Source organism: Litchfieldella anticariensis FP35 = DSM 16096 (assembly GCF_000409775.1).
Lineage (GTDB): Bacteria > Pseudomonadota > Gammaproteobacteria > Pseudomonadales > Halomonadaceae > Litchfieldella > Litchfieldella anticariensis.
Genome location: NZ_KE332377.1, coordinates 230,470 through 244,333, shown reverse-complemented (window position 1 = coordinate 244,333; position 13,864 = coordinate 230,470). Strand labels below are relative to the sequence as shown.

Below are 13,864 nucleotides of genomic sequence, written 5' to 3'. Positions count from 1 at the left end.
GAATTGCCGGACTCATGCGCGCCAGTGAACTGCTGATCCCCACCCTGAAGGAAACGCCTGCCGACGCCGAGATCGTCAGCCATCAGTTGATGCTGCGAGCGGGCATGATTCGCCGCCTGACCTCAGGGCTCTACACTTGGCTGCCACTGGGCCTTCGCACCATGCGCAAGGTAGAGCGTATCGTACGTGAGGAAATGAACCGTGCCGGGGCCCAGGAAGTCCTGATGCCGGCAGTGCAACCTGCCGAGTTGTGGCAGGAATCCGGCCGTTGGGAGCAATACGGGCCGGAACTGTTGCGGCTCAAGGATCGCCACGAGCGCGATTACTGCGTGGGGCCTACGCACGAAGAAGTCATCACCGATCTAATGCGCCGCGAGCTCAACAGCTACAAGCAGTTGCCGGCCAATTTCTATCAGATCCAGACCAAGTTTCGCGACGAGATTCGTCCGCGTTTTGGCGTGATGCGCGCGCGTGAGTTCATCATGAAGGATGCCTATTCCTTCCACATCGACGCCGTCTCTCTGCAAGAAACCTACCAGAAGATGTACGACGCTTACGTGCGCATCTTTACCCGCCTAGGGCTGGATTTCCGTCCGGTGCTTGCCGATACCGGAGCCATCGGTGGCACGGACTCGCATGAGTTCCATGTGCTGGCCGACTCCGGCGAGGATGCCATCGCGTTCTCTACCGAGTCCGACTACGCCGCCAATATCGAGAAGGCCGAAGCCCTGGCAGTGCCGCTGGGCGAAACTGCCCAACGCCCGACCCCCAGCGAGGAATTGCGCCTGGTCGACACCCCTCATGCCCGTACCATTGCCACGCTGGTGGAGCAGCATGGTTTGCCCATCGAAAAGACCATCAAGACCCTGATGGTGCATGCGGCGGAAGGTGGTTTGATCGCACTGTTGGTACGCGGCGACCATGAACTCAACGAGATCAAGGCCGAGCATCTGCCGGAAGTCGCCACACCGCTGACGATGGCCACGGAAGATGAGATCCGCGCCGTCGTGGGGGCAGGTCCCGGCTCTCTTGGGCCGGTGAATCTCGACATGCCACTGATCATCGATCGCAGCGTGGCACTGATGAGTGACTTCGGCGCCGGTGCCAATATCGACGGCAAACATTACTTCGGCATCAACTGGGAACGCGATGTGCCGCTACCCAAGGTTGCCGATCTACGCAACGTGGTCGAAGGCGATCCCTCTCCGGACGGCAAAGGCGTGCTATCCATCAAGCGTGGTATCGAAGTCGGCCATGTCTTCCAGCTCGGCAAGAAGTACTCGGAAGCGATGAACGCCACTGTACTCGACGATTCCGGGCGCGCCACTCATCCCTGGATGGGTTGCTACGGCATCGGTGTCACGCGGGTAGTGGCCGCAGCTATCGAACAGAACCATGATGAAGCCGGCATCATCTGGCCCAATACCATCGCCCCCTTCGAGGTGGTGCTGGTACCGATGAACGCACATAAGTCCGAGCGCGTGCGCGAAACCGCCGAGCGGCTCTATGACGAGCTGACACGGCGCGGCATCGATGTTCTTCTCGACGACCGCGATCTCCGCCCCGGTGCTAAATTCGCCGACCAGGAACTGATCGGCATTCCACACCGCCTGGTGATCGGCGACCGCGGCCTCGACATGGGCGAATTGGAATATAAGGGGCGTCGCGATGAAGACGTCACCATGCTTCCAGAAGATGCCGTCGCCGATTTCCTGCGTGAACAGATCGCACGCTAATCAGGACCGCTGCATTAGCCGAAATGACTGATGCAGCCCTTTGATACTGCTAATCGAAATAAAAATGCCGGCCCGAAGGCCGGCTAGCGGGGGCAGTGCCCCCTCCCCTGACGACTCGATGAGGCTGGCTCAATGGCGATGCTTGTTCTTGCGCTTATGGTCGCGCACGATGAAAGCCACCCAGCCACCCATGAAAGCGATCATCATACCGACGGTTACCAGTCCGAAGATTACCGCGTCATCCCAGTACATGGCTTTAATCTCCCGCCGTGATGTGATGGCTTCACTCTAGCCATCACATCACGGGGAGATCGTGACCTGGATCAAATTTGCATGCTGTCTCTCAGCAAGGGCGCCTCGATACTTGATCCACATCAGTTTTTGAGACGTCAGGGGTGGGATTCAGGGCACCTTGCGGTCTTCCACCTGTGTGTGATCGACATCGGGGGGTAAAGGGTGCCCCTTGGCAAGTTCGGCACGTGTCGCTTCACGAATACTCAGCACTTCCAAACGATAGGAGAGTGTTTCGCCAGCCAAGGGATGATTGGTATCGATCGTAACGTGGGCATCCCCCACCTCGAGCACGGTGACGATTTCCGGGCCGGCGTCACCCTGGGTTTGGAAGCGCATGCCAGGTGCCAGCCCCTCGACCGGAAACGCCGTGCGAGCCACTTGCTGCACCAATGCCTCGTCACGCACCCCGTAGGCTTCGGCAGGCATCAGCGTTACGCTGAGAATCGCACCTTGTGGCTGTCCCTCCAGGGCTCGCTCCAAACCAGCAACGATATTGTGATGGCCGTGCAGATATTCCAGCGGGGTATCACGGACACGCGAATCGTCGAGTAGCGTGCCATTGGCATCGTGCAACGTGTAGTGCAGGGTGACGACCTGCTGAGGAGCAATCGGCATGCACAATCTCCTACTGGGTTGACTGTCTTACGGGCGCCGGCGCAATTGGGAGACCGGTATTTCCAAGCGCTGCTGCTTGTGTAGCATGTTGAGCAGTACGATGGCGCGTTCCTCGCCCTTCTGCGAAGCGAATACCGCCTGTAGGTCCTTGAATGGACCTTCGGTTATCTCGACCGTGTCACCGGCACGGAAATAGACGTTGGATGCCTCACGCATCTCGCCCGAGGGATGCTGGCGGAGTGTCTCGACCAGCGCATCATCCACGGCCACTGGCTCGTTGCCGAAGGTAACCAGCTTCAAGACGCCACGGGTGGAACGGATCGGCCGCCAGTTGCTGGCCAGACGATCCAAGCGAATAAAGAGATAATAAGGAAACAAGGGTTCAGCCACCCAGACCAAACGCTGACGACGCTTGCGCTGCACCTCGAGAACCGGATGCAAAATCTCGTATCCCTGGTTGTCCAGGTGTTCAGCGGCGCGGAAGGATTCTCCCCCCTTGCATTGAATGACATACCAGCGGGGAATGGCATCTTCATCCAATCCTTGGGGATCATCGATACGTTCGCTCATATCTCTCCTGAAGTTTCTTGCATGTCTGCTGGTGTCCGGTTTGTCGCTTTGCAACAATCTACGCTTCGAGCACCACCGACGCCATTCGCAACGAACCGTTTCCATGGAATCCGTCATGGCCATTAGCGATCTAGTTTACCAGCCTCACGCGGCACCTGTCCGGCTTGACGTCGGGTCGCGGTCGCTTCGCCACACCCCACAAGGAGTCCTTTCATGACACGCCCTCCCGTGCGTCGCAGTTGGCGAACCGCCCTGACCGTTTATTTCCGCGCCCCGGTCATCACCATGTTGTTTCTGGGCTTCTCGGCAGGCCTCCCCTTTCTGTTGGTGTTCTCGACACTATCAGCCTGGCTGCGCAGTGACGGGGTGGAAGTCGCAGCAATAGGCTTCTTCTCGTGGATCGGCATTCTATATTCGATCAAATTCTTCTGGGCACCGGTTGTCGACCGTCTGTCTTTGCCCCTTCTGACGAGCACTCTTGGCCAGCGCCGCGGCTGGATGCTGCTTGCGCAAGCCATGATCGTGACCGGCCTGGTGGCCTTGGCGGGCCTCGAACCCCAGCAGAATCTATGGCTGGTGGCGGCCTTTTCGCTGTTGGTGGCGTTCGGGTCAGCGACCCAAGATATTGCCATCGATGCCTTTCGTATCGAGTCGGCCCCCGATGATGTCCAGGCCGCCATGGCTTCGACCTACATCATCGGTTACCGCGGTGGCCTGCTGGCCGCTGGTGCCGGTGCCCTGTATATCGCCGCCATGGCATCCTGGGAAGTCGCCTACCTGACCATGGCGGCGCTGGTCGGCGTCGGTGTGATAACCGTGCTGGTACGCCCGGAACCCAAACGGCTGTCACTCAATACCCAACTGATCCATGAACCCCGGGTTCGCCAGTTCTTGCGTGCCAGCCGTGGCAAGCCGCGCTCCTTGCGCCGGCTGGGAGCGTGGGTGATCGGTGCGGTGGTTTGCCCTTTTACCGACTTCTTCACGCGCCATCGTCTCAAGGCCATGTGGCTACTGGTGTTCATCGGCATATTCCGCATCAGCGACCTGGCCATGGCGTCGATGGCTAATCCACTGTATATCGACCTTGGTTTTTCTCTGGCCACCATTGCCAACGTGACCAATGTCTTCGGCATTGCCATGAGCATCAGTGGCGGCATTCTAGGTGGGGTACTGGTGGCCCGTTACGGCATCGGGCCGATCCTGGTATTGGGAGCGGTAGTGATGACCCTCACCAACCTGCTGTTCTCGGCCCTGGCTCTCGCCGGCGCCAACCTGCCCATGCTGGTGATGGCCATCATCGGCGATAACCTGGCCAACGGGGTAGCCAGTACGGTATTCATCGCCTTCCTGTCGAGCCTGACATCGCGCGCCTACACGGCTACCCAATACGCCCTGTTTTCGTCATTGATGACTCTGCCCGGCAAGTTTCTCAGCGGTTTCGGCGGCCTGGTAGTGGCGTCAGAAGGCTATGCCACCTTCTTCGCATTGGCCTCGGCTTTGGGGATACCGGCAATCCTGCTGGCATGGTGGATCAGTCGCGATCGTGAACTGTTGCCCCGGCCGACAGCGAGCGCGACATGACAGGTATCACCGGTTGGCAGCCTGGCGCTCAACGCGCGTTCAATCGAGCACGCTGCGCCTCCAACCATGCCAGGGCGCCACGCGTGTTGGCCCATTGGTCGCGCATCAGGATGCGATACTGCCAAGCCTCGGCACGGCTGCCCGACGCTGGTAGCTCATCGCTTGGCGATGCTGCACGCGGGTTCTCGGCGCACAGCATGGCAATCACATGAGTATTCACGTCAGTCGCTTCACGCAAGGCATCGAATGCCTCGTCCTGGCGCTCGAGTCGGTATAGTGCCAGGACCCGTCCCATCAGCACACCCAGTAATGGTGTCTCCATCGGTTGTTGGCTGACTTCCAGGGCATGCTCGTTTCGCCCTTCGCGCAACAGTTGATCGAGCACCAACTCGCGTAACCCCAGGCTATCCTGATCGTCGAGCGACAACAGTCGCTCGGCAAGGTGACGGGAACGCTCGCGAGCGCCACGCTCCATACCTACGACCAAGGCCAGCCCTGTACGCAGTAACACGGCGTTGTCGGCAACATCCCATACGAACCCCCCGCTGCCTTCGCCTTCGAGCTGTGTCAACCAGCGCTCCAGGCGCTTCGCCAAAGGTTCGAACATGCTGGGCGCCATCCACGGCAGACTGCCGAAGCGATTGGTCAACGCCAACGCCAAAGACTGCACGACCTTGGGTGAGTCGAGCCATTCGGGGTGTGCGCAAAGCGCACTCAACCACTGGCTGGCATGCGGCCAGGGATCAGCCTCGAAACCCATGGCAGCATCTTCGTCGACCAGCACCTGAAAATGTTCCTGCCAAGCGGCATAGAGCGTATCCTCACGAGCCGTGCTGTGGTATTCGAGCTCGCCCTCGGGGCCACGCTGGAAATGCAGCAACGGTGCGGTAGGTAAAACCTCGAGCAGCGCCTGCAAGGAGGCCAGGGGCTCGGCAAGGTCCTCCTCGGAATTGACCATCTGCTCAGCCAGCGTCGCGCCAGGGTTGTCCGCCAAGTCGGCAAGAAAAGCCAATTGATCAGTATCCAGGTCGCCTTGACGAGACAATCTTCGAAACCAGAAGCGTGCACGTTCAGCAGCTTCTTCGGCATTCCCTTCGTGCAGCAATAGCATGGCTTCGATATAGGCCAGGGTCGGGGAGTCCGGCAGTGCTTGCTGCGCCCGTACGAACGCTTCGCGTGCACTCGCCAGATCATCACTATCGAGATGCATCAAGCACAGGCGCTCCAGTGCCACGCCCCGCAGGAATAGCGGGCCATGTTCCAGGATCTCATCCAGCAAGGCGGTCCGTTTACGATGGAAACCACGCTCCTGATACAGGTCGACCAACAATTCGAAAGCCGGCTCAGCCTGCTCGGGCAATCGCGACCAGTCCCCTTGGGAGAACAGCGCCTCGAGAATCTGTTGAGCCCGGCCACGCTGGCCGCTTTCAGCAGCGATCAACCCCGCTTCGAGCAGTGCCTGGGCTGGCGCTCGCCCGCTGGCCAATGCGGCTTTCAGCGTTTCTCCCTTCCACTCGCGCAGTGACAGCATCCACATCAGGTGCTCGGGTACCGGCCCCGGTAATGTGACGGCACCGCAGCAGTGCTTGGTCTTGCGTCCCGAGTCACACCAGCACGGCTCATTGCGCCCGGGACGTGCCAGTGGTTCACAGGCAAAGTCGAGCCGCTCCAAGGGAGTCTGCGACCATAGCTCCGGCGCCAATGCCTGCGCCAGTGCCAAGTTCCCCCCCACGGCCAACTTGCCATGCTCACGCGTCCAGGCCATGAAAGACGGGTAGTGTTCGTCGTCGCGAATCGCTTCCAGCGCCTCAGTGGCAAATCCCAACAGTTGTTCCACCCATGCCGCCAGCATCGCAATCTCCACCGCCCTAAAATCGGGTTAGTCTAACATGCCGCCTAGCGGCGACTCATCCGAGATGGTGCACGTTCTCAACCAATGCTAGGGTGTTCCAGCCTCCCGTTGCTCGTTACAGGATTGCCGTCTTGCGTTTGCCCTTTCGCCGCTCTCGTTCTGCCCCTCACGAAACGCCACAGGTGCGCTTGGAGCGCGAGGGTCGCGATGAGATTGCACGTATCACTCAAGCGGTGGAAAAGGTCCCCTGGTCGATCAATCTGCTGCAGATCCTATGGACAGCCGGGCCGGTCACACTATTGGGTGCTTGGGGAGGTTACCTGCTCGGCTACGGCCGCGCGCCTACGACCGAGAACTACGTCTTCTTCATCTCCTATACGGTGATTACCGGCGTAGCGGGGATCATCGCCAATGTAGTGCATCAGTTCACCGGTGCACGCAAGGCCGAAAAAACCTCTGCCAAGATCGAGCGCGTCATCAGGACGCTACCAGAACTACTACTGGTCACCCGCGACCTGATCGTCGAAAGCCTGGAAGGCGATGCACGACGACGTGAGGCCGCCGCCATGCTACTGCGCAAGCAGGATCTTTCGCCGGAAGGGGTGGAACTGGCAGCGCTGGAGTTGCTCGATGACCATGATAGCGCCCGGATCATCGGCCAGGTCGATATCTATCGCCGCGTCGGGCTGCATGCGCGCATTCGCGATATGGTCGCGCTGTATGGCGAAACCCTGGAGCCTCAATTCGCCGAACTCTCCGAAGCAGCCCCCCAGGCCACGGCATTGCTGCGCGAACGATTCCAGGGCTATGCGCCGGACCTGCGCCACGGCGTACCCCGTGACGACAACTTCATCGAACGTGTGCTGGCCGCCATCGAGCAGGACAATGAGTTGCTGATGACCCTCCAGGATGTGGAGGAAATGCTGATTCTGGCCTTCGAGTTGATCAGTGGTCGCAAGATCCCGATGCTGACTTTCGAATACCGCGGCCGCTGGAAACTGGCAAGGGCTTTCGATGCGCAGGAGCAGGCTCGTGCAAGACATCGAATCGCCCAGGCTACCGGCCTGTCACGCCTCAAGGCACTGACGGTGTATCTTGCCGAACAGTCCGGCACCCTGGTCGAGGATGCCGCCTCCGGCCTGCGCGCCGAGATCTTGCTATCACGTTCGCTGCAGGCCATGGACGCCCTGGCCGAACAGATCCAGCATCTGGCCCAGGCGGTAGCTGAAGGGCAGTACGAACGGCGTCGCCAGTTGCGTCATAAGGCCGACCTGCTGACCAATGCCATGCGTCTTTACAAAAGCGTCTCCAGTGCTTATGAGCAGGTAGGGCGACAACATGTCCAACTGCTCAAGATGCTCGAACGCTGGGAGAAAGTCAGTGCCGAATTCGCTGATGCCGATACCCGCCTTCGCCTCGGTCCCGGTCGCCGCGGGCTGCGCATTCGCGAACATGTGATCACCCTCGATGATGAAGCCAAGGCCCGGGTCTGCAAGCACCTCGCCGATCACCTGTCACGTGCCGGCATCGAGCATCGTCCGACCAGACTGACCTTCGGTGAACGCGACCAGCGTTTGAGCGTGGGCGTCGACAGTGCCAAGCGACTTGCCATCGAAATTGCTTTGGCTCTGGAACCACATATTCAGCTTTCGCGCCCAGAGGTGCAGCGTGCCATCAACAGCACCAATGCCGCTGACTTCGGCCAGTTGGAGCCCAACCTGTCGGCAGCTGCCAAAGCGGCCCTGGGTGCCGCCATGGTCAAGGAAATCGAAGTCGATCTGTCACGCAGTGCCGAACAACTGGCCCTGGCATTGGTGCGCCACTACCAGGTAGAGCTGGAACCGGCAGCCATCGACTTTCTTGCTCAGAATTACGGGGCGCGCGAAAACACCTTGCGTATGCTTTCCCACTATCATGCCACGCATCCCCAGGGTGACCCCCGCAATGTCAGCTATCTCAGCCAGCGCCCTCCGGCCGTGGGAGCACCGCGTCGGGACTGGTATCGCGCCTTGGTACAAGCCCGTCGTACACTCGACAAGAGCCGTAGCTGACTCACAGGGAACGAGCCCACCCCAGCAGCGGTTGGCTGCGCTCATACATGTTCAGCCGTGCTCCAAGGCGTACCAGGTTCCAGTAATGCCCGTTCAAGGTGCGTGATAACAGCAACGTGTCGGCAGGTGGTTGCAAGCGATCCAAGGCCGCCCATACGCGAGGACTCAATTCACGCAGACGCCGGTGGATGCGCACATCGCCGAAATTCTGAGGCCCAGGGACGAAAAGTGGCGCAACCGCCTCAGCCGCTTCACGATACAGCGCCAGCGGTGCCCCTTCCCCCTGACGCCCGCCTAGTCGTCGCATGGCTTCATCCATCCCCAGCGGATCCTGAGCCAGCGTAGCATCGAGGAGTTCGAGCATGGTTTTCAGGCGCGCCGCCGGCACCGGGATGACCGCCCCCAAGTCATAGACGACCATTCGCCCCTCGGTATCACAGGCGAAATTGCCGGCATGCGGGTCGGCATGCAGCTCACCATAAGTAAAGAGCTCCTCGGTCAACCAGTCGGCCAGATGGGTCGCCATCTTCTGGCGCAAGTCGTCTGGCGCCGCTTCCAACTCGCGCAACGGCGTGCCCGGAACATAGCGCATGGCCAGCACATGCGGGCCGCACAGCGCTTCCAGTGGTTCGGGAATCACCAGCCAGTCGCATGCGGTATAACGCTCGCGATAACGGGCCAATGCCCGAGCCTCGGCACGATAATCCAGCTCGCCGCGCAAGCTTTCGGCCAGTTCCTCGAACAGTGCGTCGAGACGTACCTGCGGAACCTTGAGCCAGCGCCCCAGGCGCATCATGCGCCGCACCTGGGCCAGATCGCTTTCCAGTACCTCAGCCAATCCCGGATATTGCACCTTGAGCACGACCCGGTCGCCCTGACGTGTGGTGGCCCGGTGTACCTGCCCCATGGACGCACTGGCGAACGGCGTCGGCTCGATCTCCTCGAAAACCGAGTCCAGTTCACCATAATGTGCCACCAAGGCCTCGCGAATCTTCGGCCAAGGCATTGGCTCCGCCTGACGCTGCAGGCGTGCCAACTCATCGGCCAGATCGGGCGGCAGCAGGTCATCCCACTGGGCCATGATCTGGGCCAACTTCATGGCTGGCCCCTTGAGTTCGGAAAGTCCCTCGAACAGGGCCTCGCCCAGGGTGCGCCAATCGGTTTCCCGCCCCAGGCGGCTACCCAACAATGCTCCACCGGTGCGCATGCCCAACCCCAGCAGGCGCCGTGTTCTGCCATGCTCACGCATAGTCGTACATAATCAGCGCTTCCCTATACATCAATGAATTCAGAGTATACTTGGCAGCACATCGCCGATACTGTAAGAATATCCAGATTTAGCAAACCGAGAGCCTCCATGCGCCTGATCATCGCCGAGAAGCCCAGTCTGGCGCGTGCCATCGCCGATGCCCTGCCCGGGAGCCCCAAGCGTGAGGACGGCGCCATCGTCGTAGGCGATACGCTGGTCACCTGGTGTCTTGGTCATCTGCTCGAGCAGGCACCGCCGGATGCCTACGATCCCGCCTACAAGCAATGGCGCCTCGATCACCTGCCGATTCTACCCCAACAATGGAAGCTGATCCCGCGCCCCAAGGCACGTGGCCAGTTGGCGGTAATTCGCCGCTTGCTCAAGCAGGCCAGCCTGGTGGTTCACGCCGGCGACCCCGACCGCGAAGGCCAACTACTGGTTCAGGAGGTGATCCACCACCTGGGCTGGAAAGGCCCTGTATTGCGCCTGCTGGTTAGTGATCTCAACCGCCCCGCGGTGTCGAAGGCCCTGGAACATCTGGAGGACAACACCCGCTATCAGCCACTGTATCGCGCTGCCGAAGCTCGCTCCCGAGCCGACTGGCTGTACGGTATCAACCTATCGCGAGCGTGGACATTGGTCGGGCGACAGGCCGGCCATGATGGGGTGCTTTCCGTGGGTCGCGTACAGACACCGGTATTGGGTCTGGTGGTGCGCCGCGATGCCGAGATCGCGGCCTTCCAGCCTCGCCCCTTTTACGTGCTGTGGGTGGACTTGGCTGTCGAGCACGGCCAGCTACGTGCCTGGTGGCAGCCCGGCGAACACCATTCCTTGGACGATCAGGGTCGCTTGCTGACACGCGCCCCTGCTGAAGACCTTGTTGCACGCTTGCCCGGTGCCAAAGGCAAGCTGGCACGGCTGGAAACCCATCACAAACGTCAGGCCGCACCACTGCCCTACTCGCTGTCGGCACTGCAGGTCGACGCTGCACGACGTTACAAACTTTCGGCCAAGGCGGTACTGGATGCTTGCCAGAGCCTCTATGAACGTCACAAGCTGATTACCTACCCACGCAGCGATTGCCGCTATTTGCCCGAGACGCACTTCGCGCTGGCCCAAAAGACCTTGAAAAATGCGTGTGGCAGCGACGACTCCCTAGCCCAATGGCTAGCTGGCGCCGACTTCACACGTCGCTCCAAGGCCTGGAATGACAGCAAAGTCGGTGCCCACCACGCCCTGGCCCCTACCGGCACCCAGGCCGACATGAGCCGACTATCGAATACCGAGGCCAATGTCTTCCGTCTGATCGTGCGTAACGTGCTGGCTCAGTTCTACCCGATGCTGTCGTTTCGTGAGATCAAAGCCGAATTCGATATTGCGGGGGAAATCTTTCGTGCCCAAGGTCGTGAGATTCTCGAGCCTGGCTGGAAGCCACTGTTCACTACCCGTGACGAGGCACTACCATTACCGCCACTTCACGAAGGCGAACCCGCCACTGTCATCGATCAGGCAGTGGAAGATCGCGAGACCCGTCCACCCGAGCCATTCACCGATGCCAGTTTGATCAAGGCCATGATGAACATCGCCCGCTACGTCGAAGATCCCGAGGTCAAGCGCACCCTGCGCGATACCGATGGTCTGGGAACTGAGGCCACTCGTGCCGGTATCATCGAAACCCTGATCACCCGCGGTTATCTCGTTCGCCAGCAAAATGCCCTGCGCGCCAGCCGCACTGGGCATGCTCTGATCAAGGCCTTGCCTGAAGCCGCCAGTCGACCGGAGCGCACCGCTCTGTGGGAACAGCGCCTGACAGCCATTGCCGAACAGGAGACTGCCCCAGCACCCTTTCTCGATAGCTTGATCACGGACTTGCGCGAACTGCTGGCTACTGCTGACGCATCACGCATGCACGATGCCTTTGGCAGCGCCCAGGGCGTCGAGGTGCCGACACGCGCCAAGCTCCAGACCAAAGGCCGGCGCAATAGCGGAGCCAGACGTTCGAGTAACGGAAAATCAGCAACGCGGCGTCGCCGTTCGAACAAGGAGCCGTCATGAGCTGCCAGACACATATCATCGTGGGTCCCGGCGCTTTGGGGCGACTGCTGGCCGTATCCCTAGCCGACCAGGTAGCTGTCACACTGCTCGGTCGACGTCCACCGCCAAGCACGCTGACCCTGACCACTCCCGAAGGCGAACAACGCACCCGACACATCACTGCGCTGACGGCCAACGACTTGGCACCCAAGTTGGCATCGGTGGTTCATGTCACCACCAAAGCCTATGCAGTTGAATCGGCATTTAGTGCTATCGCCGACCGTTTGGCACTCGAGACACCGCTGATCATGTGGCAAAACGGCTACGGTGTTCAGGAGACCCTGACACAGCGTTGGTCGGGACCGGTGTTATGTGCCACGACGACGGAGGGAGCCTATATCCATGGTGACGACAACGTCGTTCATGCCGGTCATGGCAACACGGCGCTCGGCCATCTCGAAAGTCGGCATGGCGATCTGGCTGCACTCCTGGCCAGCACGCTTTCCGCCGCTGGCCTTCCCACGACACCGGTCGACGACATCCGCATACGCCTGTGGCATAAACTAGCGATCAACGCCGCCATCAACCCGCTGGTGGCCCGCTTTCGAATTCGCAACGGGCAACTACGCGATCGCCCCTTCCGTCCCATGGTCGAGACCGTGATCACCGAGGTCGCTACGATCATGGCCGCCGAGCGCATTCCCAAGCCATCGGAGGGCTGGCATGGTCTGGTGTGGAGCGTCATCGAAGGCACCGCCAACAATCGCGCCTCCATGCTGCAGGATGTGCTGGCCGGTCGCCCCACCGAGCACGACGCCATTCTCGGGCCGCTGCTTAGCACTGCGACTCGGCACGCACTGCCATGTCCGACACTGCAAGCGCTATACGATGTCTTGAACGTGCGTTGACCGTCGATCCCCACTACTACCCCCACCACAATCCGGCACCCAGCAATGCCAGGGTGGCAAGCAACGTGACCACATTGACGCCGAGTACCCGGGATAGTGCCTCAACATCAATCAGGGCATGCGGCAGTCGCCATGCGATCCAGGTCGCTGCCGGTAGTGGCAGCAGCGCCAGCCCGGCCAGTATCGGCAACAACCCACTCAAGATGGCCATCACCAGCAGCAAATAGGCCCCAAGCAACACTACCGTGACGACCTTGGCCGCCCCCTTCCGGCCTAACACGATGGGCAGGTGACGGCGCCCGACTGCATGATCGGCCTCCACATCGGGAAACTGGTTGATCAGCAACAACTCACTAACCAGTAGCAACGCTACAAGGGAAACCAGAATGGCTCCCACATCGAGAGAACCTCCCACCGCCACCAGCGTTCCCAGCACCATTACCGGCCCGAAGCCCAGACCGGGCGCGATCAGACAAAGCCACGGCGAACGCGTGATCCAGCGAGTATAGCCAACCACCAACAGCAGTCCGACCAGGCCGACAACCAGCAGCGACAGGCCACGCAGCCACACGAAGTAGACACCGATTGCACTTACCGCAGCCATCGTCGCCAAGGCCATGATGAGCACCCGGAACGCGGCCTCGGGTGCTTCGGGCAAGGCACCACTGCCTCCGGAAAAGGGGGTACGTCGCGTGATGGAATCAAGCCCCGAACGAAAGTCCTGATATTCGTTGAGCAGGTTGACGGCCGCATGCGCCAGCAGCGCTCCCAGTACGACCAATGCCAGATTCAGTTCGCCAATCGCTACGGACTGCCGCCAGGCCAATACTATACCCAGCCACGCACACAACGGTGCCAGAATCAGAAAATTGGGCCGACTTGCACGCCATACCGCCATGCTCGACATGGGAATCCTCTCACGCTTAAAGGCGAATAACGCCTTGCCCGCTATCGCTCACCAGCATTCACCTGAC

11 protein-coding genes are annotated in these 13,864 nt (G+C 60.5%); 5 read left to right on the top strand and 6 right to left on the bottom strand.

What is annotated here, in order from left to right:
- Nucleotides 1-14 precede the first annotated feature (14 nt).
- Complete coding sequence (locus tag L861_RS01105) at nt 15-1,736, top strand: proline--tRNA ligase (protein ID WP_016414684.1); 1,722 nt, start codon at nt 15-17, stop codon at nt 1,734-1,736.
- 129 nt (nt 1,737-1,865) lie between these two features.
- Here the strand turns inward: L861_RS01105 and ccoM are convergent, their stop codons facing one another.
- The 3 genes from ccoM to rfaH form a co-directional block, all read right to left on the bottom strand.
- Nucleotides 1,866-1,988 (bottom strand): cytochrome c oxidase subunit CcoM, encoded by a 123-nt coding sequence (gene ccoM / locus L861_RS25170; protein WP_016414683.1) that lies wholly within the window; start codon nt 1,986-1,988, stop codon nt 1,866-1,868.
- A 150-nt stretch (nt 1,989-2,138) separates the two neighbouring features.
- Nucleotides 2,139-2,645 carry an FKBP-type peptidyl-prolyl cis-trans isomerase gene (locus tag L861_RS01100; RefSeq protein ID WP_016414682.1) on the bottom strand — a complete coding sequence of 169 codons (507 nt, stop codon included), beginning with the start codon at nt 2,643-2,645 and terminating at the stop codon, nt 2,139-2,141.
- 27 nt (nt 2,646-2,672) lie between these two features.
- A complete protein-coding gene (gene rfaH, locus L861_RS01095) occupies nt 2,673-3,215 on the bottom strand; it encodes a transcription/translation regulatory transformer protein RfaH (protein WP_016414681.1) in 543 nt (180 codons plus the stop codon).
- A 213-nt stretch (nt 3,216-3,428) separates the two neighbouring features.
- Here rfaH and L861_RS01090 point away from each other — a divergent pair, with 213 nt between their 5' ends.
- Nucleotides 3,429-4,796, top strand: coding sequence for an AmpG family muropeptide MFS transporter (locus L861_RS01090; protein WP_016414680.1), 1,368 nt, complete (start codon nt 3,429-3,431; stop codon nt 4,794-4,796).
- 28 nt (nt 4,797-4,824) lie between these two features.
- On the opposite strand, the gene L861_RS01085 is transcribed toward L861_RS01090, so the two are convergent.
- Nucleotides 4,825-6,648 (bottom strand): SEC-C metal-binding domain-containing protein, encoded by a 1,824-nt coding sequence (locus L861_RS01085; RefSeq protein ID WP_016414679.1) that lies wholly within the window; start codon nt 6,646-6,648, stop codon nt 4,825-4,827.
- 131 nt (nt 6,649-6,779) lie between these two features.
- Here L861_RS01085 and L861_RS01080 point away from each other — a divergent pair, with 131 nt between their 5' ends.
- Nucleotides 6,780-8,699: a hypothetical protein gene (locus L861_RS01080; RefSeq protein WP_016414678.1), complete on the top strand. Its 1,920-nt coding sequence runs from the start codon at nt 6,780-6,782 to the stop codon at nt 8,697-8,699.
- A 1-nt stretch (nt 8,700) separates the two neighbouring features.
- Here the strand turns inward: L861_RS01080 and L861_RS01075 are convergent, their stop codons facing one another.
- Entirely contained in the window at nt 8,701-9,948 is a 1,248-nt protein-coding gene (locus L861_RS01075) for an ABC1 kinase family protein (RefSeq protein ID WP_016414677.1), read from the bottom strand.
- A 108-nt stretch (nt 9,949-10,056) separates the two neighbouring features.
- On the opposite strand from L861_RS01075, the gene L861_RS01070 reads away from it, so the two are divergent.
- Both L861_RS01070 and L861_RS01065 read left to right on the top strand, forming a co-directional pair.
- Nucleotides 10,057-12,003: a DNA topoisomerase III gene (locus L861_RS01070; RefSeq protein WP_016414676.1), complete on the top strand. Its 1,947-nt coding sequence runs from the start codon at nt 10,057-10,059 to the stop codon at nt 12,001-12,003.
- The gene (locus L861_RS01065; protein WP_016414675.1) at nt 12,000-12,890 is read left to right on the top strand and encodes a ketopantoate reductase family protein; all 891 of its coding nucleotides are present in this window, start codon (nt 12,000-12,002) and stop codon (nt 12,888-12,890) included. The genes L861_RS01070 and L861_RS01065 overlap by 4 nt, the downstream gene beginning before the upstream one ends.
- A gap of 16 nt (nt 12,891-12,906) precedes the next feature.
- On the opposite strand, the gene L861_RS01060 is transcribed toward L861_RS01065, so the two are convergent.
- Entirely contained in the window at nt 12,907-13,797 is an 891-nt protein-coding gene (locus L861_RS01060) for a prenyltransferase (protein WP_016414674.1), read from the bottom strand.
- Nucleotides 13,798-13,864: the final 67 nt, after the last annotated feature.